The 20,026-nt window shown below is 67.3% G+C and carries 21 protein-coding genes; 16 read left to right on the top strand and 5 right to left on the bottom strand.

The window, feature by feature from the left end:
* Window position 1 precedes the first annotated feature (1 nt).
* On the bottom strand, window positions 2-916 hold the full coding sequence (locus BBJ41_RS21975) for a LysR family transcriptional regulator (RefSeq protein WP_069748420.1): 915 nt from the start codon (window positions 914-916) through the stop codon (window positions 2-4).
* Window positions 917-1,029: 113 nt separating this feature from the next.
* On the opposite strand from BBJ41_RS21975, the gene BBJ41_RS21980 reads away from it, so the two are divergent.
* Together BBJ41_RS21980 and BBJ41_RS21985 are read left to right on the top strand one after the other, a co-directional pair.
* Complete coding sequence (locus tag BBJ41_RS21980; protein ID WP_069748421.1) at window positions 1,030-1,968, top strand: 2-hydroxyacid dehydrogenase; 939 nt, start codon at window positions 1,030-1,032, stop codon at window positions 1,966-1,968.
* Between the two features lie 67 nt (window positions 1,969-2,035).
* Window positions 2,036-3,403, top strand: a complete 1,368-nt coding sequence (locus BBJ41_RS21985) for an MFS transporter (protein WP_069748422.1) — start codon at window positions 2,036-2,038, stop codon at window positions 3,401-3,403.
* 45 nt (window positions 3,404-3,448) lie between these two features.
* On the opposite strand, the gene BBJ41_RS21990 is transcribed toward BBJ41_RS21985, so the two are convergent.
* Window positions 3,449-4,417, bottom strand: a complete 969-nt coding sequence (locus tag BBJ41_RS21990) for a LysR family transcriptional regulator (RefSeq protein ID WP_069748423.1) — start codon at window positions 4,415-4,417, stop codon at window positions 3,449-3,451.
* 235 nt (window positions 4,418-4,652) lie between these two features.
* Here BBJ41_RS21990 and BBJ41_RS21995 point away from each other — a divergent pair, with 235 nt between their 5' ends.
* The 7 genes from BBJ41_RS21995 (at window position 4,653) to chrA (ending at window position 9,132) form a co-directional block, all read left to right on the top strand.
* On the top strand, window positions 4,653-4,982 hold the full coding sequence (locus BBJ41_RS21995; protein ID WP_027457577.1) for an ArsR/SmtB family transcription factor: 330 nt from the start codon (window positions 4,653-4,655) through the stop codon (window positions 4,980-4,982).
* Between the two features lie 12 nt (window positions 4,983-4,994).
* Entirely contained in the window at window positions 4,995-5,465 is a 471-nt protein-coding gene (locus BBJ41_RS22000; protein ID WP_069744861.1) for an ArsI/CadI family heavy metal resistance metalloenzyme, read from the top strand.
* A 12-nt stretch (window positions 5,466-5,477) separates the two neighbouring features.
* Window positions 5,478-5,975, top strand: coding sequence for an arsenate reductase ArsC (locus BBJ41_RS22005; protein WP_027457579.1), 498 nt, complete (start codon window positions 5,478-5,480; stop codon window positions 5,973-5,975).
* A 10-nt stretch (window positions 5,976-5,985) separates the two neighbouring features.
* Window positions 5,986-7,071, top strand: a complete 1,086-nt coding sequence (arsB, locus tag BBJ41_RS22010; protein WP_069744862.1) for an ACR3 family arsenite efflux transporter — start codon at window positions 5,986-5,988, stop codon at window positions 7,069-7,071.
* A gap of 15 nt (window positions 7,072-7,086) precedes the next feature.
* Window positions 7,087-7,509: an arsenate reductase (glutaredoxin) gene (gene arsC / locus BBJ41_RS22015; RefSeq protein WP_027457581.1), complete on the top strand. Its 423-nt coding sequence runs from the start codon at window positions 7,087-7,089 to the stop codon at window positions 7,507-7,509.
* Between the two features lie 67 nt (window positions 7,510-7,576).
* Window positions 7,577-7,906: a PadR family transcriptional regulator gene (locus tag BBJ41_RS22020; protein ID WP_223277441.1), complete on the top strand. Its 330-nt coding sequence runs from the start codon at window positions 7,577-7,579 to the stop codon at window positions 7,904-7,906.
* Window positions 7,903-9,132 (top strand): chromate efflux transporter, encoded by a 1,230-nt coding sequence (gene chrA / locus BBJ41_RS22025; protein ID WP_049405859.1) that lies wholly within the window; start codon window positions 7,903-7,905, stop codon window positions 9,130-9,132. Before BBJ41_RS22020 ends, chrA begins: the two co-directional genes overlap by 4 nt.
* A 54-nt stretch (window positions 9,133-9,186) precedes the next feature.
* Here the strand turns inward: chrA and BBJ41_RS22030 are convergent, their stop codons facing one another.
* On the bottom strand, window positions 9,187-10,143 hold the full coding sequence (locus tag BBJ41_RS22030) for an IS110 family transposase (RefSeq protein ID WP_027457584.1): 957 nt from the start codon (window positions 10,141-10,143) through the stop codon (window positions 9,187-9,189).
* 417 nt (window positions 10,144-10,560) lie between these two features.
* Here BBJ41_RS22030 and BBJ41_RS22035 point away from each other — a divergent pair, with 417 nt between their 5' ends.
* The 4 genes from BBJ41_RS22035 (at window position 10,561) to BBJ41_RS22050 (ending at window position 14,919) form a co-directional block, all read left to right on the top strand.
* Window positions 10,561-11,736, top strand: a complete 1,176-nt coding sequence (locus BBJ41_RS22035; protein ID WP_069748424.1) for an HPP family protein — start codon at window positions 10,561-10,563, stop codon at window positions 11,734-11,736.
* A gap of 115 nt (window positions 11,737-11,851) precedes the next feature.
* The gene (locus tag BBJ41_RS22040; RefSeq protein WP_069748425.1) at window positions 11,852-12,265 is read left to right on the top strand and encodes a MarR family winged helix-turn-helix transcriptional regulator; all 414 of its coding nucleotides are present in this window, start codon (window positions 11,852-11,854) and stop codon (window positions 12,263-12,265) included.
* A gap of 20 nt (window positions 12,266-12,285) precedes the next feature.
* Window positions 12,286-14,073 (top strand): chloride channel protein, encoded by a 1,788-nt coding sequence (locus tag BBJ41_RS22045; RefSeq protein WP_069748426.1) that lies wholly within the window; start codon window positions 12,286-12,288, stop codon window positions 14,071-14,073.
* A gap of 510 nt (window positions 14,074-14,583) precedes the next feature.
* Window positions 14,584-14,919, top strand: a complete 336-nt coding sequence (locus tag BBJ41_RS22050) for a hypothetical protein (RefSeq protein WP_021162025.1) — start codon at window positions 14,584-14,586, stop codon at window positions 14,917-14,919.
* Between the two features lie 88 nt (window positions 14,920-15,007).
* On the opposite strand, the gene ppnP is transcribed toward BBJ41_RS22050, so the two are convergent.
* Together ppnP and BBJ41_RS22060 are read right to left on the bottom strand one after the other, a co-directional pair.
* Window positions 15,008-15,328 carry a pyrimidine/purine nucleoside phosphorylase gene (gene ppnP, locus BBJ41_RS22055; RefSeq protein WP_006478890.1) on the bottom strand — a complete coding sequence of 107 codons (321 nt, stop codon included), beginning with the start codon at window positions 15,326-15,328 and terminating at the stop codon, window positions 15,008-15,010.
* 202 nt (window positions 15,329-15,530) lie between these two features.
* Entirely contained in the window at window positions 15,531-16,433 is a 903-nt protein-coding gene (locus tag BBJ41_RS22060) for a LysR substrate-binding domain-containing protein (RefSeq protein WP_069748427.1), read from the bottom strand.
* Window positions 16,434-16,615: 182 nt separating this feature from the next.
* Here BBJ41_RS22060 and BBJ41_RS22065 point away from each other — a divergent pair, with 182 nt between their 5' ends.
* The 3 genes from BBJ41_RS22065 (at window position 16,616) to BBJ41_RS22075 (ending at window position 19,946) form a co-directional block, all read left to right on the top strand.
* A complete protein-coding gene (locus BBJ41_RS22065) occupies window positions 16,616-17,800 on the top strand; it encodes a M20 aminoacylase family protein (protein WP_069748428.1) in 1,185 nt (394 codons plus the stop codon).
* Window positions 17,801-17,843: 43 nt separating this feature from the next.
* Window positions 17,844-19,163, top strand: coding sequence for an MFS transporter (locus tag BBJ41_RS22070; RefSeq protein ID WP_069748429.1), 1,320 nt, complete (start codon window positions 17,844-17,846; stop codon window positions 19,161-19,163).
* 240 nt (window positions 19,164-19,403) lie between these two features.
* Window positions 19,404-19,946 (top strand): cysteine hydrolase family protein, encoded by a 543-nt coding sequence (locus BBJ41_RS22075; RefSeq protein WP_069748430.1) that lies wholly within the window; start codon window positions 19,404-19,406, stop codon window positions 19,944-19,946.
* Window positions 19,947-20,026 lie beyond the last annotated feature (80 nt).

The raw sequence follows: 20,026 nt of genomic DNA on the forward strand, positions 1-20,026 counted from the left end.
GCTACGCCACCGCACCGTCCTGCTCCTGCTCCTGTGCGAGAAACCGCTCGACCATCGCGTTGAATACCGGCAGCGCCGGATTGTCGTTGTCCGCACGCCACGCGAGATACAGTTCGGCCGCCACGTCGACGCCCGCAAGTGGGCGGAACACCACGCCGTCCACGTGCAGTTCGCGCGCGGACGCCGGCACGAGCGCCGCGCCGAGCCCCGCGCGCACGAGGCCGAGGATCGTATGCGTCTGCCCGACGTAGTGCAGGTAGTTCGGCAGCCGCCCCGCGCTCGCGAACATCCCCGAGATCATGTCGTGGAAGTACTTCCCCTCGTTCGGCGAATACGCGATGAACGGCTGCCGGTCGAGCTCGTCGGGGCCGATCTGCTCGTACGCGGCGAGCGGCGCGCCTTGCGCGACCGCGACGAGCATCGGTTCGCGCTGCACGAGCCGGTATTCGAGCGGCTGCCGCGCGGCGCGCTGGCGCACGAAACCCGCGTCGAGCATGCGAGACGCGAGCGCGTCGATCTGCACGGTCGACACCATCTCGCGCAATTCGACGTCGACGTCCGGCAGCGCGTGCGCCGCGTGCGCGAGCAGCACCGGGATCATCCGGTAGGCGCTGACGGCCGTGAAACCGAGCGTGATGCGGCCCGCCCCGCCGTGCGCGACGCGCTGCGCGGCCTGCTCGGCCCGCGCGGAGAATTCGAGGATGTGCCGCGCGTCGCGCAGAAAACGCTCGCCAGCCGCGGTCAGCCTGACCTGCCGGCTGCTGCGCTCGAGCAGCGCGATGCCGAGTGCATGCTCGAGCAGCTGGATCTGCCGGCTGAGCGGCGGCTGGGTCATGAAGAGCCGCCGGGCCGCACGGCCGAAATGCAGTTCCTCGGCGACCGCGACGAAGCAGCGAAGCTGGTGCAGTTCAATCATCCAAATCTTGAATCAATCGATAGTCTTTTGATGTTAGACCAACATCGATGCGATTCCTATACTCGGTTGCACCTGATGCACGGCCTGCGCCGTGCACGACGACCGAGACCTTCATGACCATCGACATCCTGCTCACCCAGCCGCTTCCCGACGCCATCGACGCCGAACTGTCCGCCCGCTACGCGGTGCACCGGCTGTATGCGACCGACCAGCCGGACGCGCTGCTCGACCGCGTGGCATCGCGCATTCGCGGTGTCGTGACCGGCGGCGCGAACGGCCTGTCGGGCGCGTTGATGGACCGGCTGCCCGCGCTCGAGATCGTCGCGATCAGCGGCATCGGCACCGACGCCGTCGATCTCGACCGCGCCCGGGCGCGCGGCATCCACGTGACGACCACGCCCGACGTGCTCACCGACGACGTCGCCGACATGGCGATGGGGCTGATCCTGATGACGCTGCGCGACCTCGGCGCCGGCGAGCGGATCGTGCGCGCCGGCCGCTGGGGTAAAACGGCCCAGCCGCTCGCGACGCAGGTAACGGGCAAGCGGCTCGGCATCGTCGGGCTCGGCCGCGTCGGACACGCGATCGCGCAGCGCGCGCAGGCGTTCCGGATGCCCGTCAGCTACTTCGGCCCGCGCGAGCATCGCGACAGCGGCTATCGCTTCGTGCCCGACCTCGCCGCGCTCGCGCGCGACAGCGACGTGCTCGTGATCGCGGCATCGGCCGATCACGGCAACGTGCTCGTGACGGCCGACGTACTCGCCGCACTCGGCCCGAACGGATTCCTGATCAACGTCGCGCGCGGCAAGCTGATCGACGAAACCGCGCTCGTGCGCGCGCTCGCGGACGGCACGATCGCCGGCGCGGGTCTCGACGTGTTCGCGAACGAACCGCACGTACCGGCCGCGCTGCTCGAACTCGAGCGCGTCGTCGTGCAGCCGCATCGCGCCAGCGCGACGCATGAAACGCGCGACGAAATGGGCCGGATCGTGCTCGCCAACCTCGCCGCATGCTTCGCGGGCCAGCGCCCGCCGACCAGCGTCACGCGCTGATCGCCGCACCGTCGACACCCCGCTACAACACCAGACGCCGCCGCACGACGGAGGCCAGGAGACACGCATGCCCAATCGATCCAGCGGCGCCGCCCTCGCCGCGTCGCCCGCCGCCTCGCGCGCGATCGGCCGCGTCCGCTATACGGTCCTCGCGCTGATCTTCGCCGTGACCGTCATCAACTATGCGGACCGCGCGACGATGTCGATCGCCGGCACCGGCGTCGCGCACGATCTCGGGCTGTCGCCCGTGCAGCTCGGTGTCGTTTTTTCGGCGTTCGCCTGGGCCTACGCAATCGGCCAGATACCGGGCGGTTGGCTGCTCGACCGCTTCGGTGCACGCCGCGTGTACGGCCTGAGCCTGCTGCTGTGGTCGGCCTTCACGATGCTGCAGGGCACGGTCGGCTGGTTCGCCGTGCAGGGTGCAGCCGCGACGCTCGCGCTGTTCGTGATGCGCTTCATGCTCGGCCTCGTCGAATCGCCTGCGTTCCCGGCCAACTCGCGGATCGTCGCGTGCTGGTTCCCGACCGCCGAACGCGGCACGGCGTCGGCGCTGTTCAATTCCGCGCAATACATGGCCGTCGTGCTGTTCACGCCGGCGATGGCATGGCTCACGCATGCGCTCGGCTGGGAGCACGTGTTCCTGTGGATGGGGATGCTCGGCATCGCGCTCGCGGCGCTGTGGTTCGCGTGGTATCGCGAGCCGCACGGCCACCCGCGCGTGAGCGACGCGGAACGCGACTACCTGCGCGCGCACGGCGCGCTCGTCGATCTCGAGGCGAACCGCGTGCGCCATCGGCCGCGCGCGTCGTGGCACGACGTGTCGCAACTGTTCCGCCACCGGAACCTGTGGGCGATCTATATCGGCCAGTACTGCATCACCGCGCTCACCTACTTCTTCATCACGTGGTTCCCGATCTACCTGATCAAGGGGCGCGGGATGACGATCATGGAAGCCGGCTGGGTCGCCGCGCTGCCGGCGATCTGCGGGTTCACCGGCGGCGTGCTCGGCGGCGTGCTGTCGGACTGGCTGATCCGGCGCGGCATGCACCCGTCGCGGGCGCGCAAGACGCCGTTCGTCGTGGGGATGGCCATGGCGACGCTGCTCGTGCTCGCGAACGGCGCATCGTCGAACGCCGTCGTGATCGCGCTGATGACGATCGCGTTCTTCGGCAAGGGGCTCGCGGCGGTCGGCTGGGCCGTGCTCGCCGACACGGCGCCGGAAGGCATGGTCGGCCTGAGCGGCGGCGTGTTCAACGGCCTCGGCAACATCGCCGGGATCGTCACGCCGCTCGTGATCGGCTATTTCGTCGCCAGCACGGGTTCGTTCGCCGGCGCATTGTGGTTCGTCGCTGCGCACGGGCTGATCGGCATCGCCGCGTACACGTGGCTCGCGGGCCGCTTCGAGCGGATTCGCGTCACGCCGCCGCGCGCGTGAGCATCATCGCTGCCCACGCGGCCCGGACGGCGCGCGCCCGCGCCGTCACGCGCGCTTGCGGCCGCCCGGCGTCTGCTCGATCGTCAGCCGGTCGAGTTCGCGCAGGTCGTTCTCCAGCGCGGGCGTGAGCGTCGTGCGCAGGTGGTCGAGGAACGTGCGGATCTTCGCGTCGAGATAACGACGCGTCGCGTAGACCGCGTACACGCTCACCGTCTGCAGCCGGTACTCGGGCAGCACGCGGATCAGCCGCCCTTCGCGGATGTCGTCGAGCACCGTATAGAGCGCGACACACGCGATCCCGCGCCCGGCGCGCACCGCGACGCACAGCGCATCCGGCACGTTGACCTGGAACGGCGCCGGCTGCAGCTCGTAGACGGTTTCCTCGCCGTCGTTGCGTTCGAGCCGCCATTCGCCGGCGGGCGATGCGGGGGTGTCGAGCCGCAGGCACACATGGTTCGGCAGTTCGTCGGGCGTCTGCGGCGTGCCGTGCCGCGCCAGGTATTCGCGCGACGCGACGAGCACGCTGACGCTCGTGCCGCAGGTCTGCGCGACATAACCCGAATCGGGCAATTGCGACGCCGTCACGATCGACACGTCATAACCTTCCTCGACGAGATTCGGCATGCGCTGCGCAAGCGTCAGCTCGACCGACACGTCGGGGTTGTCTTCCTGGTAGCGGACGATCGACGACACCACATGACTCTGCCCGAGCCCCGTCATCGCATGGATGCGCATCTTGCCGCTCGGCCGCAGCAGCGCGTTGCGCGCCTCCGCGTTCGCATAGTCGATTTCCGCGAGGATCGATTTCGCGCGCTCGAAATAGCGCTCGCCGCTTTCGGTGAGGCCGAGGTGGCGCGTCGTGCGATGCAACAGGCGCGTCTGTACGTGCGCTTCGAGGTTCGATACCGCGCGCGACACCTGCGCGGTGGTCGCGTCGATTTCCTTCGCGACCGCCGTAAAGCTGCCGGCTTCGACAACGCGCACGAACAGGCGCATGTTTTCGAGCATGTCCATTGAATTGGCTTGGGGAGAGTCAGTGGGGAGGCGTCGGCGGCGCTCGCGTCAGGTGGGGAACGGAACGCGGCCGCGAACCACGCCGAATCGATCACCGTGCCGGGGGAAAGGCGGGAGAGCGGACATCGCGTGCGTGGTTCAGGCATGAGCAACTGTCTTGAAAGTCAAGCCACGCAGGCTTGATCCAGCATAAGCGGCATTGCCATTGATTCAATAATTGATGTATTATTGAATAATGAATGAAGCCCAAGCCGTTTCCGCCCTCGGTGCCCTGGCCCATGCCCAGCGCCTGCGCGTGTTCCGATCCCTAGTCGTCGCCGGCCCCGAAGGGCTCACGCCCAGCGTTCTGGCCGATCAGCTCGACGTGGCCCGCAACGCGCTGTCCTTCCACCTGAAGGAACTGGCTCATGCTGGCCTCGTCACCATCGAACAGCAAGGCCGCAACCTGATCTACCGCGCCGACTTCAGCCAGATGAATGGGCTGCTCGGCTACCTGACCGAGCACTGCTGCCAAGGCAGCACGTGCGAGGTCAGTGATTCCTCCTCTGCCTGTACCTCCTGCTGAAAGGATCTCCCCATGAAGCGCTTCCACGTCCACCTGCACGTCGATGACCTGAACCGCAGCATCGGCTTCTATTCCCAACTGTTCGCCGCGCAGCCCGCGCGCGTCAAAAGCGACTACGCCAAATGGATGCTCGAAGACCCGCCGGTCAACTTCGCCATCTCCACACGTGGCAACAAGCCGGGCATTGACCACCTGGGTATCCAGACCGACGATGCCGAGGAATTGGCGGTGCTGAAGGCCCGCGCCGAGGCGGCCGACATGACGCTGCTGGACGAGGGCACCACGACCTGCTGCTACGCGCGCAGCGAGAAGCACTGGATCACCGACCCGCAGGGCGTGGCCTGGGAGCACTTTCACACGCTGGGCAATATTCCGGTCTTTAACGAAGCGGCGCCTGCAGCGACTTCCGCCGCAGCGTGCTGTACCCCGGTGCGCGGCAAGCCGATGGGCGTTGCGGTGAAGCCGGCCTCCTCCTGCTGCTGATGTGAGATACCCATGACCACCGACAAGATCTACAGCGCCCTGTTCATCTGCACGGGTAACTCGGCTCGCTCCATCCTGGCCGAAGGCATCCTCAATGAATTGGGCCAGGGGCGCTTTCGCGCCTACTCGGCGGGCAGCCACCCCAAGGGCGAAGTCCACCCACTGGCGCTCGCCACGCTGGAGCGGCTGCACATGCCGACCGCTGGCTACCGCAGCAAGAACTGGGATGAGTTCGCGGCGCCCGGTGCACCGGAGCTGGATTTCATATTCACGGTCTGCGACAACGCCGCCGGCGAGGTCTGCCCGGTGTGGCCGGGACGGCCAATGTCGGCGCATTGGGGCGTTCCTGACCCCGCAGCCGTCAAAGGCACCGATGAGCAGAAGCGCAAGGCATTCACGGATGCGGCGCTGACGCTGCGCCGACGCATCGAGCTGTTCCTGTCGCTGCCGCTGCAGCGGCTGGACGCCATGTCGTTGCAGCATGAGCTGCGCAATATCGGTACGAAGTGAGGCCGGGGCAATGAATGCAATCCCTGAAGCGCTGCGGCCTGAACAAGCGCCGCAGCCCATGAGCCTCTTCGAGCGCTACCTGACGCTGTGGGTGTTCCTGTGCATCGTGCTGGGCGTGGCCCTGGGCCAGTTCGCACCCGGCGTGTTCCAGGCCATCGGCCGCCTCGAGGTCGCGCAGGTCAACCTGCCGGTGGGCCTGTTGATCTGGGTCATGGTCATTCCCATGCTGCTCAAGGTGGACTTCGGTGCGCTGGGCCAGGTCAGGCAGCATTGGCGCGGCATTGGCGTGACGCTGTTCATCAACTGGGCCGTCAAGCCGTTTTCGATGGCGCTGCTGGCCTGGATCTTCGTGCGCCAGATCTTCGCCCAGTGGCTGCCGGCCGACCAGCTCGACAGCTATGTTGCCGGCCTGATCCTGCTGGCCGCCGCGCCCTGCACGGCCATGGTCTTCGTCTGGAGCCGGCTGACCGGCGGCGACCCGGCGTTCACGCTGTCGCAGGTGGCGCTGAACGACACCATCATGGTCTTCGCCTTTGCGCCCATCGTCGGCCTGCTGCTGGGCCTGTCGTCCATCAGCGTGCCCTGGAGCACGCTGATGGTGTCGGTGCTGCTCTACATCGTGATCCCGGTCATCCTCGCGCAACTCTGGCGCCGCGCGCTGCTGCGCCAGGGCCAGGCCGCCTTCGATGCCGCGCTGGCCCGCATCGGCCCGCTGTCCATGGCCGCGCTGCTGCTCACGCTGGTGCTGCTGTTCGCCTTCCAGGGCGAGGCCATCCTGCGCCAACCGCTGGTGATCGCCATGCTGGCCGTGCCCATCCTGATCCAGGTGCTGTTCAACTCGGGGCTGGCCTACTGGCTCAACCGCCAGGTGGGCGAGCAGCACCGCATCGCCTGCCCGTCGGCACTGATCGGCGCTTCCAATTTCTTCGAATTGGCGGTGGCCGCCGCCATCAGCCTGTTCGGCTTCCAGTCCGGCGCGGCGCTGGCCACCGTGGTCGGCGTGCTGATCGAGGTACCCGTGATGCTGCTGGTCGTGCGCGTGGTCAACCGCTCGCGCGGCTGGTACGAATGCGGCCCGAACCCTCCCTCCCGCTAACCCAGGCAAGCCACCATGAGCAACATCACCATCTACCACAACCCCGCCTGCGGCACGTCGCGCAACGTGCTGGCCCTGATCCGCAACAGCGGCGAGGAGCCCACGGTCATCGAGTACCTGAAGACGCCGCCCGACCGGGCGACGCTGACGGCACTGATCGCCGCGATGGGCGTATCGGCGCGCGCCGTGCTGCGCGAGAAAGGCACGCCCTATGCCGAGCTGGGCCTGGATGACCCGCAGTGGAGCGACGTGCAGTTGATCGACTTCATGCTCCAGCACCCCGTCCTCATCAACCGGCCCATCGTGGTCACGCCGCTGGGCACGCGCCTGTGCCGGCCATCGGAGGCCGTGCTGGACATCTTGCCGCAGCCGCAGCGCGGCGCGTTCAACAAAGAGGATGGTGAGGCCGTGGTGGATGCTGAGGGTCGCAAGGTCTAAATACCTCTGCGTGCGCAGTCGGGTGATCTGAAGCTGATATTATCGAATTTCGTTATCGATATTCGATATGAAAGAACAATCGACACCGCGCGCTATGGAGCACCACGACTTGCTGTCGGGACTGATCCGCCTGCATGTGCTGCACCACGCGGCCGAGCAGGAGATCTACGGGCAATGGATGATCGACGAGCTGGCCCACCACGGCTACCGCCTCTCTCCCGGAACGCTGTACCCGATGTTGCACAAGATGGAGCGCGACGGCTACCTCGTCTCCCGCCAGGAGCGTGAAGGGCGCACCGTGCGCAAGCTCTACACGATCACGCCCAAGGGCAAGGAAGGCTTGGCACTGGCCAAGGAACGCATCCGGGAGTTCACCGGGGAGGCGATGCACAAATGACAGATTCAACCAACACCTTGCAGCATGAGTCCGCAGCCGCGCGCGGCTCACCCGTCGAAGTCTTCGGCGCCTTTCTCAAGCTGGGGCTGACCTCCTTCGGCGGGCCGATCGCGCACCTGGGCTATTTCCGCTCGGAGTTTGTCGAGCGCCGCCGCTGGCTGGATGACCGCAGCTACTCCGACCTGGTCGCCCTGTGCCAGCTCCTGCCCGGCCCGGCCAGCAGCCAGGTGGGCATGGCGCTGGGGCTGGGCCGCGCGGGCTGGCTGGGGCTGCTGGCGGCCTGGGCCGGATTCACCTTGCCATCGGCGATTGCGCTGATCCTGTTCGCCTTTGGCATCGCCGAGTACCAGGGGCTGGCCCAGTCCGGCTGGGTCCATGGGCTCAAGGTGGTGGCCGTGGCCATCGTGGCCCAGGCAGTCTGGGGCATGGCCCGGTCGTTGTGCCCGGACCGGTCGCGCGCCGCCCTGGCCATTCTGGCGGCGCTGCTGACCATCATTCTTCCCTCGGCGATGGGGCAGATCGCCGCCATCACGGTGGCGGGATTGCTGGGCTGGTGGGGCTTGAAGATCGCACAGCCTGGCGGCGGCCATGCCCATAGCTACCCGGTTTCGCGCAAGCTGGGCGTCGTGGCACTGCTGCTGTTTGCCGCCCCACTCGTTGGGCTGCCCCTGTGGGCCGCAGCCACGGACTCGTTCACGATAGCGCTGCTGGAAGGGGTGTATCGCTCCGGTGCATTGGTCTTCGGTGGTGGGCACGTCGTGCTGCCGCTGCTGCAGGCCGCCGTGGTGCCGAGCGGCGTCGTGAGCAACGCCGACTTCCTGGCCGGCTACGGCGCGGCGCAGGCCGTGCCGGGGCCGCTGTTCACGTTCTCGGCCTACCTCGGCGCGGTTGCTCACGGCCCGCTGCATGGCTGGATCGGCGGGCTGGCACTCCTGGGCACCATCTTCCTCCCGGCCTTCTTCGTGCTGGTCGGCGCACTGCCATTTTGGGAAGGATTGCGCCACCGCGCGGGCATCCAGACGGCCATGGCCGGCATCAACGCCGGCGTGGTCGGCATTCTGGTGTCCGCCCTCTATGACCCGGTATGGACGAGTGCCATCCACGGCAAGGCGGATTTTGGGCTGGCGCTGCTCTCGTTCGGGCTGCTGACGGTGGGACGCGTGCCGCCAGCGCTCGTGGTGCTGCTGGCCGGGCTGGCGGGCTGGGTCATGGCGATGGGTATCTGAAGCCCATTCGCCGGCGCAGCGGCCGGCCGGACATGGGGACACTCTCCAGCAATTTCAGGCCTGTGCAAGCTGGTCATTCCATGGCCGCCCGCTTTTGACCATGGCATTCAGGATAATCAGCAGCTTGCGCATGCAGGCCACGATGGCCACCTTCTTCGGCTTGCCTGCCGCCAGCAGACGCTCATAGCAACGCCGTATCACGGCGTTGTGACGCATGGCGACGATGGCGGCCATGTACAAAGCGCTCCTGACCGCGGCACGTCCGCCGCAGATGAAGCGTTTGCCGCGGGCCTGGCCCGAGTCCCGGTTCATCGGAGCGACGCCTACCAGCGCAGAGATCTGCCTGGCCTTGAGCCGGCCAAGCTCTGGCAGCTCGGACATCAGCGTCGCAGCCGTTGCCGGACCAACCCCTTTGACGCTCTTGAGCAAGGCGGCCAGATCGGGCTGATGGTACGCCAAGTGTTCCGCAATCCTCCGATCCAGCGCTTCAAGCTGTCTCGACAGCACATCCATCAGTTCCACAATGTCCTGCACCACCTCGGCATGCGCCATGTGCTTGCGCTGGCGCTCACTGACCAGAAGGCGCACCAGTTGCCGGCGTCGAAGCACCAGTGCATGAAGGTATTGCTGCGCCTGGTCTGGCATCGGCTTGATGAAGCGGTCTCGATCCGGCCGCAGATTCAGCACCTGGGCCAGCTCAGCCAGCATGCGGGCATCCACGCTGTCGGTCTTGACTAGGCGCCCCATGGCCTTGGCGAAGTCCCGTGCCTGCCGAGGGTTGATGACGACGACAGCGAATCCCGCAGCTTGAAGTGCGCAGGCGCAGGCCAGTTGGTACTGTCCGGTCGCCTCCATCACGATCAGCGAGACCTGATGGTTTTTCAGCTCTTCGATCAACGCTTGATGCCCGGCACCATCGTTGCTGAATATGGCCGTAGGCTGCTCGTGCCCCATGGCTACATCCATGGTCTTCTTGGAGATGTCGATACCGACTGCAATTTGATTGGCCATGATCCCTGCGTCCCTTCCTTGCAAATGCGAACGGCGTTCACGCAACTGTTCGGGCTTTCAGAGATCGGGCGCATGCATGCGCCCAAGACTCACGCACGGGCTCCATGGGCACCGAGGGATGACGGGCTACATGCTGCGGCCAACCCCGAACCCTGACAGGTCCGGGCGTGACGGCACTGCCGGACACGCACTTCAAAGATACAAGGGGATTCAGTGGCCCGAATTGTACGCCGCCGCAGACAAATTTGCGCACTTGTGCGCCGCCCAGGCTTTCATCGGATGAAAGGTTCTTGCAAGCCGCGCGCGTCGTGCGCACGCAACGGCTTGATGCGATGCGGCAATTTGTATCACAACGCGATATAATTCCGCGCTTGTCGCAGCGCGCGTCCGCGCTGTCATCCTTACCGCTTATCGTCCATGTCGTCAGGCTCCTCTTCGTCGCGCCGCACGTTGCGGCAATGGCTGCACAGCTTCGTTCCCCATCCGATGTCGCTTGGCTGGCGCGAGCGCCTGCGCTCGTGCACGGGCGCGCTCGTCGGCATCGCGACGGTCGGCGTCACGATGCGGCTGCTGCCCGGCGTGCCCGGCCTCGTGCCGCTGCTCGTCGCGCCGATGGGCGCGTCGGCCGTGCTGCTGTTCGCGGTGCCGGCCAGCCCGCTCGCGCAACCGTGGTCGATCATCGGCGGCAATCTCGTCGCGGCGACGGTCGGCGTCGCGTGCGCGCAATGGATCGCCGATCCGATCACGGCCGCCGCGGTCGCGATCGCGTGCGCGATCGGCGGCATGTTCCTGCTGCGCTGCGTGCACCCGCCGTCGGGCGCCGTCGCGCTCACGGCCGTGGTCGGCGGCCCGGCGATCCATTCGCTCGGATTCGGTTTCGTGCTGGAGCCGATCGCGCTGCAATCGGCGATCCTGCTGTCGGCCGCGCTCGTCTATCACGCGCTGACCGGGCACCGCTACCCGCACGGTGGCGCACGCCCCGAAACGAAACCGCAGGCAGGCAGCGCCGCACCGGCGCGCGGCGGCTTCACGCGCGGCGACCTCGACGCGGTGCTCAAGCGCCGCAGCGAATGGCTCGACGTCGATCCGGACGATCTCGAAGCGTTGCTGCGCGAAACCGAGATGCAGGCCTATACGCGCACGTTCGGCCAACTCACGTGCGCCGACCTGATGACGAAGAACGCGATCGAGGTCGCGCCGTCGACGTCGGTCACAGCCGCACTCACGCTGCTCGATCGCCATCGCGTGAAGGCGCTGCCCGTCGTCGACGGCGAAGGCCGCCTGGCCGGCATCGTCACGCGCGCCGACCTCACGCGCCAGTTGCGCCGCCCGACCGCGCTGTGGCAACGCCTGTCCGCGCGACTGCCGCAATCGCTCGGTGGCCAGCCCGCAAGCGTCGCCACCGTGATGACCCGCGACGTCGCGTTCGTGCCGCACACGATGCCGCTCACGGCGCTCGTGCCGCTGTTCACGCATTCGGGCCATCACCACATTCCGGTCGTCGATGCATCGCGCCGGCTCGTCGGGATCATTACGCAGACGGATCTCGTGACGGGCCTCTACCAGCAGACGCGGATGCTCGAGGCCGCGTAACGCCGGCACGATGACCGACGTCGCGCGGAATACGTTTATTCCGCCTCGATTCGCACATTTATATCATGCCGTGATATATTTATCGCTACCGAAACCGACTGACTGCCCGACCTCGATGAACGATACCCGACGCGCGCTGAACAAAAGCGATTTCCAGCAACTGTCCGAGTTCCGCTACCAGATGCGCCGCTTCGAGCGCTTCTCCGAACGCGCCGCGCAAAGCGAAGGCGTGACGCCGCTGCAATACCTGCTGCTGCTGCACATCAAGGGTTATCCGCATCGCGAATGGGCGACCATCGGCGAGCTCGCGGAACGCCTGCAGGCGCAGCATCACGGCGTCGTCGCGCTGGTCACACGCTGCGAGGCGCTCGGGCTCGTGAAGCGCAAGACGAGCGAAGCGGACCGCCGGCAGGTCGAAGTCCACCTCGAGCAAGCCGGCGAGACGCTGCTTGCCCGCCTCGCGGCCATGCATCGCGCCGAGCTGAAGTCGCTCAAGGACGCGTTCCAGGTTCCCCAGATCGATTACTGACCCTTGCTTTTTCCACTCCGATGAACGCACCGCACAAACGCGATTTCTCGACCAACGAACGCCTGCCCAGGATCGCGTTGCTTGCCGCCGGGATCGGCCTGCTCAGCACGCTTGCCGCATTCGTGCTGTTGAGCCTGATCCACCTCTTCACGAACCTGTTCTTCTTCCAGCAGTTCTCGTTCGTCGAGCGCTCTCCCGCGAACAACACGCTCGGTGCGTGGGTGATCGTCGTGCCGGTGATCGGCGGCCTGATCGTCGGGATGATGGCGCGCTTCGGTTCGGAGAAGATTCGCGGCCACGGCATTCCCGAAGCGATCGAAGCGATCCTGTTCGGCAAGAGCCGCATGTCGCCGAAGGTCGCGGTGCTCAAGCCGCTGTCGTCCGGCGTCGTGATCGGCAGCGGCGGCCCGTTCGGCGCCGAAGGCCCGATCATCATGACCGGCGGCGCGCTCGGCTCGCTGATCGCGCAATGCGTGCACGTGACCGCCGCCGAGCGCAAGACGCTGCTCGTCGCCGGCGCGGCCGCCGGCATGACCGCCGTGTTCGGCACGCCGGTCGCCGCCGTGCTGCTCGCGGTCGAGCTGCTGCTGTTCGAATGGCGTCCGCGCAGTTTCCTGCCGGTCGCGCTCGCGTGCGCGGTGGCCGGTTTCGCGCGTGCGCTGTTCTTCGGCGTCGATCCGCTGTTTCCGCTGACGACGGCCGCGCCCACGCCCGTCGCACTGCTGTCGTGCATCGTCGCCGGGCTGCTGTCGGGCATGCTCGCATGCGGCTTGTCGGCTGCGCTGTACCGCGTCGAGGACACCTTCGCGAAGTTGCCGGTGCACTGGATGTGGTGGCCCGCGCTCGGCGCGATCGTGATCGGCATCGGCGGCTGGCTCGAACCGCGCGCGCTCGGCGTCGGCTACGACGTGATCGGCGACCTGCTGCATCAGCACATCGCACTGAAGATCGCGCTCGCGCTGCTGATCGTGAAGGCCGTGATGTGGGTGATCGCGCTCGGCTCGGGCACGTCGGGCGGCGTGCTCGCCCCGCTGCTGATGCTCGGCGCCGGCCTCGGCACCGTGCTGTCGCCGATGCTGCCCGGCGGCGATCCGGCGCTGTGGCCGCTCGTGTGCATGGCCGCGACGCTCGGCGCCACCCTCGGCGCGCCGCTGACCGCGATCGTGTTCGCGTTCGGCCTCACGCACGACGCCAACGCACTGTTGCCGCTGCTCGCGGCAACACTCGTCGCGCACGGCTTCGCGACCATCGTGATGAAGCGCTCGATCATGACGGAGAAGATCGCGCGCCGCGGCTATCACATCTATCGCGAATACGGCGTCGATCCGCTCGAGCGGCACGACGTCGCCGAAGTGATGACGTCCGCCGACCGGCTCGTCGCGATCGACGGCGCAGCGACGCTCGATGCCGTCGAGTCGCAGTACTTCGGCGCGCAGCAGACGCACCGTGCATACCCGGTCGTGCAGAACGGCCGCCTGCTCGGCCTCGTCGATCGCGCGACGCTCGACGCGCAGCGCGCGCAGGCCGCAGCGGACACGCCAGTCTCGGGCGCATTCGCCGGCCGCGCACCCGCCGTCGCGCTTGCGCACGAAACATGCCGCGTCGTCGCATCCCGGCTCGCGATGCTCGGCCTCGAACGCCTGCCCGTGGTCGACGACGAGCAATCGCTGCGCATCACCGGCATCGTGTCGCGCAGCGACCTCATCAAACCCGCGCTCCAGCACTTCGACGACGAACAGAAGCGCGAGCGCTTTCGCCCGGTCGTACCGGTCAACCTGCGCGATGCCGGCACGCGCAAGGCCGGCTGACGCATCCCGCATGCGCGGCCCCCCGGCCGCGCCACGTTTCCTCGCCCTGCCCTTGCTCCACGAAGCGCCGCGCCCCTCGCGCGCCGCTTCGCATTTCGCCGCGCCCTGCGTTTAAAGTTGGTTAACAATCCAACCGGCGAAAGTTTGTCATGATGGTACTCATGCGACGGGGCCATCGAATCAGCCATTCCACTTTCGCCATCAGATAAAGCGTCGCGGCGCGGCATGCAGACAGATGCCGCACGCCGCGACCGTCACCTCACCACACGACCGGGCAGCGCGCCGACCGCGCACCGCATGAAGTCGTTGCTGCATCACCCGTCCGCGGACGGGCCGCACACACTGCATGCCGTGCCGCAGCAAATCTGCACAGCACCGAAGCCGCCATTTGGCAAGCGCGTTAACAACTTGTTTCGGAATAGCCGGAACCGTGCTTGTCCGATGCAATCTCACTAGCACGCAGTACTGCTGCGCATCCCACCCAATCAATCACGACTCGAGGGAGATAACGTGAACGCAAAATACTTACCGCTCATCGCATTGACCGTGGCATTTTCTGCTCATGCAGCCGATTCTGCCCTGCAGAACGTGGGACAAAGCCAGAAACCCGCCGACCAGGTAGCGCAGTGCATCGCCAAGACCTGGGCCGACAAGTCGCAGCAACAGGTGACGTCGCAGTACGAACTGGCGAACGGCCTTGCAATGGCCGTGTATGCGCCGGGCCAGCAACCGCCGAATGGCGCCGCAGCCGTGGTGCGCCCGGCGAACGCCGCGAACGCGAAGACCTGGGTCGGTTTCCGTGGCGGTGATGCGTCGTCGGCCGGCGACATCAACGCCTGCCTGTAACGAGAACAGGCGCTCCGGATGGCCTTGCGCCATCCGCTTGCGACAAGCCCCGCCTCGGCGGGGCTTTTTCTTTTTCTGCCGCCTGCGCTTACAGGTAGCTGCAGACGTAATCGAGCGTCTCGAGCACTTCGATGTCGAAGCGGCTCTTGCCCGGCACCGAGAACGATTCGCCGGCGCCGTAGGTTTGCCATTCGCTGCTGCCGTCGAGCTTCACGCGACACTTGCCGGCCTGCACTTCCATCAATTCGGGCGCGTCCGTGCCGAAGTTGAGCGCGCACGGCAGGATCACGCCGAGGGTCTTGCGCGTGCCGTCCGGGAAGAGCACGGTATGCGACACGCACTTGCCGTCGAAATAGACGTTCGCGCGCTTGACGACCGATACGTTGTCGAATTGGGTTGCACTGGTCATGTGATGCCTCTGATTGCTGGATGCCGGATGGCGATGTTGTTGGAGGCCGGCCGGAGCGGCAGGCCGGCCGCTATGATACCGGCTCGCGCGGCGCATGCAGGAACCGCGCTCCGCTGCCGCGGCGTCGAACCCGTGAAACGGCAACGGCGCTACGCGCGAGATCGTCAGGATCGCTATGCGATGACGATCGCTGCACGCCGGCTTACCGCAGCCCCTTGCGTCGCGCGGAATCGCGCAGGCAGTCGAGCAGCATCGCCGCGGCCGGCGTCAGCGGGCTGTCGCGACGCGTGATGACCTGCACCGACACGGCCGGCAACCGCTCGCGGATCGGCAGTATCACGAACTGGTCCTGCGCCCACTCGCCCTGCAGCAACTGCTCGGGCATCGATGCGATCAGGTCGCAGCCCATCATCAGGCTGCGCGCCAGGCCGAAGCTCGGGCATTCGACGACGCGTGCCGGCACCGGCAAGCCGTACGCGACGAAGGCATTGAACAGCACCTGCGTCGAGCTTTCGGGCGACGGATTCATCAGCCAGTCGGCCTCGACGAGATCGGCGAGCGACGTGGCCGATGCGAGCGGATGCCCCTTGCACGCGACGATCAGCGAACGGCTCGAATACAGTTCCGCGTGATCGAATTCGGCTGCCAGCAGCTCGGGCACGACGACGGCCACCGCGAAATCGAGCGAGCCGTCGTGCAGCCGCGGCAACGCGACACCCGGAAACCCTTCGACGAGACTGACGCGCGCCACCGGAAACCGCCGCCGGAACGCGCGAAACGCATCGGGCAGGATCGTCACCGCGGCGGCCGGCGTGATCGCCGCCGCGACGGAGCCCGTCATCGCCCCCTGCGCCTGCTCGATGTCGTCGCGTGCGCGCTGCATTTCGGCGACGATCAGCCGCGCGCGCACCTGCAGTTGCTGGCCGAACGCGGTGAGCTGCACGCCGCGCGCGGTGCGCACGACGAGCGACACGCCGAGCGCGATCTCCAGCTCCTTGACCGCCTTCGTCAGCGCCGCCGGCGACACGTTCAGGCGGCGCGCGGCCGCGCGAATGCTCCCCTCTTCCGCGACGGTGACGAACGCTTTCAGCTGATGGTATTTCATGGCGGTGAGGCGTGATCCGTGGAAACCCGATGCCCCGCGACGCGCGCCGGCTCAGGGTATTCCCGAGCGGCAACCGGTGGTGAGCACCAAAGCAATTTATCAGCTTCTGGTGCGCAAAAGAAATTTATATGCTTTGACGTCATATGCGCGTCAAACGCCCCACCCGCCCCACAGGAGACACCATGCTGCAAGCCGTGAACCCCGTCATCCCCGGCATCGCCGCGATCGCCCCCGAACTGGTCGAGGTGCGCCGCCGCATCCACGCTCATCCCGAACTCGCGTTCGAGGAAACGCTCACGAGCGATCTCGTCGCCGAGCTGCTCGCCGGCTGGGGTTATGAAGTGCATCGCGGCATCGGCAAGACGGGCGTCGTCGGCGTGTTGCGCGAAGGGCAAGGCGCGCGCACGGTCGGGCTGCGCGCCGACATGGATGCGCTGCCGCTCGCGGAAGCCACGGGCCTGCCGTACGCGAGCCGTCATGCGAACAAGATGCATGCATGCGGCCACGACGGCCACACGGCGATGCTGCTGTGCGCGGCGCGCCACCTCGCCGCTACGCGCCAGTTCTCCGGCACGCTGAACCTGATCTTCCAGCCGGCCGAGGAAAACTTCGGCGGCGCGAAGGCGATGATGGACGACGGCCTGTTCGACCGCTTCCCGTGCGACGCGATCTTCGCGATCCACAACATGCCGGGCCGCGCCGCCGGCGACATGGCATTCCGCACCGGCGCCGCGATGGCGTCGGCCGACCGCGTGACGATCACGCTGCGCGGCGTCGGCGGCCACGGCGCGATGCCGCATTTCGCGCGCGACCCGATGTCGGCCGCGGGCAGCATCATGGTCGCGCTGCAGACGATCGTCGCGCGTGAAGTCGACGCACAGCATGCGGCCGTGATCACGGTCGGTAGCGTGCAGGCCGGCGAGACGTTCAACATCATTCCCGAAACCGTCGTGATGAAGCTGTCGGTGCGCGCGCTGGACGCCGACGTGCGGGCACTGCTCGCACGCCGCATCGAAGCGCTCGTGAAGGGCCAGGCGGAAAGCTTCGGCATCGCGGCGGAAGTCGATTACGACTACGGCTACCCGGTGCTCGTCAACCATCCCGAACCGACCGCGTTCGCGGCCGACATCGCACGCCAGATGCTCGGCGCCGAGCGCGTCGAAACCGACACCGCGCCGCTGATGGGCAGCGAGGATTTCGCGTTCATGCTCGAAGCGCGCCCCGGCTGCTATGCGTTCATCGGCAACGGGATCGGCAGCAAGGGCGGCTGCATGGTGCACAACCCCGGCTACGACTTCAACGACGACATCCTCGCGATCGGCGCGAGCTACTGGGTTCGCGTCGCCGAAGCCTGGCTCGCGGCCTGACGGCCCTTCACCACACCGCTTCGCGCTTACCCGGGGGAGCCCCATGGAAACGTCTGCCCTTCCGTTCGCCGGCACGCCGGTCGATGCGCGCGCCGCCGCAAAGAAACGCCGGCTGATCGCGGCCGCCGCCGTCGGCAACGCGCTCGAGTTCTACGACTTCACGGTCTACAGCTTCTTCGCGATCCTGATCGGCAAGCTGTTCTTCCCCGTGCATTCGCCGTTCGGGCAGTTGATGCTCGCCGTCGCGAGCTTCGGCGTCGGCTTCGTCACGCGTCCGCTCGGCGGGCTCGTGATCGGCATGTATGCCGACCGCGCCGGCCGCAAGAAGGCGATGATCCTGACGCTGCTGCTGATGGCGCTCGGCACCGCGACGATCGCGGTCGCGCCGACCTTCGCGCAAGTCGGCATCGCCGCGCCGATGCTGCTCGTGCTCGCGCGCCTGCTGCAAGGGTTCGCGTCGGGCGGCGAAGTCGGCGCGTCGACGACGCTGCTGCTCGAACAGGCACCGCAGCATCGCCGCGGCTTCTACGCGTCGTTCCAGTTCTCGAGCCAGGGGCTCGCCGCCCTCGCGGGCGCGCTCACCGGCGTCGCGTTGACTTCAACGCTGAATGCCGCGCAGCTCGAAAGCTGGGGCTGGCGCGTGCCGTTCATCATCGGCACGCTGTTCGTGCCGATCGGCTACTGGCTGCGCCGCACCGTCGAGGAAGTGCCGGCCGCCGCGCCCGCTGCCGCGCATGACGAACCGGTCGCGTCGCTGCCGCTCGCCGACGTGCTGCGCCATCACGGCAAGGCCGTGTTCGCCGGCCTCGGCGTGACGATCGGCGGCACGTCGATCCATTACATCATCGTGTTCTACATGGCGATCTACGGCGTGCAGGTGCTGCACCTGCCGACCTGGCTGTCGATGACGGCCGGCTGCGTCGCCGGCGCGATCCTGATGCTCGTGACGCCGATCGGCGGCCACCTGTCCGACGTCTACGGGCGCAACCGGATCGTCTGGTGGACGCGCATCGTGCTGATGGCCTCGATCTACCCGGCGTTCATCGCGCTGAACCGCTGGCCGGGCGCGGCGTCGCTGCTGTCGATCATCGCCGCGCTGTCGATCGTGCACGCGATCAACATCGGCGCGACCGGCGCGATGCTCGGCGAGCTGTTCCCGCGTGCGGTGCGCGCGACCGGCGGCGCGCTCGTGTACAGCGTCGGCGTCGCGATCTTCGGCGGCTTCGCGCAGTTCTTCGTCACGTGGCTGATCGCGGCGACCGGCAACCCGAACGCGCCCGCGTGGTACGCGATCGGCTGCGGCGTATTCACGCTGCTCGCCATCCGCTGCATGGACGAGAAGGCCGGGAAGTCGCTCGACTGAGCGCCCGCCAACGACCGATGCGCGGCACGCGATTGACGCGATGCGCGCGCATCGGGCATGATCGCTCGATGCGCTACGCCACCACTACGCTCTCGATCACGACGCGCACGACCGCCTTCGGCGGGCTCGTGCGGCGAGTGCGCGCAAGGTCGTAGCGCCACCGATTCCTCACAGGCCCCGCCGGTTCCGGACGGGGTCTTGTCGTTTCTCCGTCCGTGCCGGTCATTCAGGAGAAACGCAATGTCCGAAGCCCCTTCCCCCAAACGCGCGCTGCTCGTCGTCGACATGCAGGTCGGGCTGTTTCACGGTCCCGATCGCCCGCACGATGGCGACCGTGTGCTCGCAAACATCAACCGGTTGATCGGTCGCGCGCACGAAGCCGGTGCACCCGTGTTCGCCGTGCGCCACACCGGGCCCGCCGGCTCGCCGATTGCACCCGACTCGCCGCTCACCACGCTGCTGCCGGAACTCGCGATCGACGCCACGCGCGACACCGTGTTCACCAAGACGCGGTCGAGCTGCTTCGCGGGGACGCAGCTTGCCGAGTGGCTTCGCGCCGCCGGTATCGGCGAAATCGTCGTCGCGGGGATGAAGACACAGTACTGCATCGACACGACCTGCCGCGCAGCCGCCGACCTCGGCTTTCGCGTAGCGCTCGTCGCCGACGCACACACCTGCATGGACACGCCCGCGCTGCCGGCCGAGCGGATCGTCGCGCATCACAACGCGACGCTCGACGGCCCGTTCGCGACGCTGACGACGACCGACACCTGCGTGTTCTGACCGGCGCCGGCGGGACGCCGTCAACGCAACAAGGCACGGGCCACCCTCGCCCGTGCCTTGCATGACTTGCGATACGCCCC

Source organism: Burkholderia stabilis, assembly GCF_001742165.1.
Taxonomy (GTDB): Bacteria; Pseudomonadota; Gammaproteobacteria; order Burkholderiales; family Burkholderiaceae; genus Burkholderia; species Burkholderia stabilis.

Excerpts from the sequence above, each read along its gene's own strand:
- BBJ41_RS21980 (WP_069748421.1), top strand. The coding sequence starts at position 1,030 with ATGACCATCGACATCCTGCTCACCCAGCCGCTTCCCGACGCCATCGAC.
- BBJ41_RS22040 (WP_069748425.1), top strand. The coding sequence starts at position 11,852 with ATGAACGATACCCGACGCGCGCTGAACAAAAGCGATTTCCAGCAACTG.
- BBJ41_RS21995 (WP_027457577.1), top strand. The coding sequence starts at position 4,653 with ATGAATGAAGCCCAAGCCGTTTCCGCCCTCGGTGCCCTGGCCCATGCC.
- BBJ41_RS22030 (WP_027457584.1), bottom strand. The coding sequence starts at position 10,143 with ATGGCCAATCAAATTGCAGTCGGTATCGACATCTCCAAGAAGACCATG.
- BBJ41_RS22045 (WP_069748426.1), top strand. The coding sequence starts at position 12,286 with ATGAACGCACCGCACAAACGCGATTTCTCGACCAACGAACGCCTGCCC.
- BBJ41_RS22070 (WP_069748429.1), top strand. The coding sequence starts at position 17,844 with ATGGAAACGTCTGCCCTTCCGTTCGCCGGCACGCCGGTCGATGCGCGC.
- chrA (WP_049405859.1), top strand. The coding sequence starts at position 7,903 with ATGACAGATTCAACCAACACCTTGCAGCATGAGTCCGCAGCCGCGCGC.
- BBJ41_RS22035 (WP_069748424.1), top strand. The coding sequence starts at position 10,561 with ATGTCGTCAGGCTCCTCTTCGTCGCGCCGCACGTTGCGGCAATGGCTG.
- BBJ41_RS22065 (WP_069748428.1), top strand. The coding sequence starts at position 16,616 with ATGCTGCAAGCCGTGAACCCCGTCATCCCCGGCATCGCCGCGATCGCC.
- BBJ41_RS22075 (WP_069748430.1), top strand. The coding sequence starts at position 19,404 with ATGTCCGAAGCCCCTTCCCCCAAACGCGCGCTGCTCGTCGTCGACATG.
- BBJ41_RS22000 (WP_069744861.1), top strand. The coding sequence starts at position 4,995 with ATGAAGCGCTTCCACGTCCACCTGCACGTCGATGACCTGAACCGCAGC.
- BBJ41_RS21990 (WP_069748423.1), bottom strand. The coding sequence starts at position 4,417 with ATGGACATGCTCGAAAACATGCGCCTGTTCGTGCGCGTTGTCGAAGCC.
- arsC (WP_027457581.1), top strand. The coding sequence starts at position 7,087 with ATGAGCAACATCACCATCTACCACAACCCCGCCTGCGGCACGTCGCGC.
- BBJ41_RS21985 (WP_069748422.1), top strand. The coding sequence starts at position 2,036 with ATGCCCAATCGATCCAGCGGCGCCGCCCTCGCCGCGTCGCCCGCCGCC.
- BBJ41_RS22005 (WP_027457579.1), top strand. The coding sequence starts at position 5,478 with ATGACCACCGACAAGATCTACAGCGCCCTGTTCATCTGCACGGGTAAC.
- BBJ41_RS22020 (WP_223277441.1), top strand. The coding sequence starts at position 7,577 with ATGAAAGAACAATCGACACCGCGCGCTATGGAGCACCACGACTTGCTG.
- ppnP (WP_006478890.1), bottom strand. The coding sequence starts at position 15,328 with ATGACCAGTGCAACCCAATTCGACAACGTATCGGTCGTCAAGCGCGCG.
- BBJ41_RS22060 (WP_069748427.1), bottom strand. The coding sequence starts at position 16,433 with ATGAAATACCATCAGCTGAAAGCGTTCGTCACCGTCGCGGAAGAGGGG.
- arsB (WP_069744862.1), top strand. The coding sequence starts at position 5,986 with ATGAATGCAATCCCTGAAGCGCTGCGGCCTGAACAAGCGCCGCAGCCC.
- BBJ41_RS21975 (WP_069748420.1), bottom strand. The coding sequence starts at position 916 with ATGATTGAACTGCACCAGCTTCGCTGCTTCGTCGCGGTCGCCGAGGAA.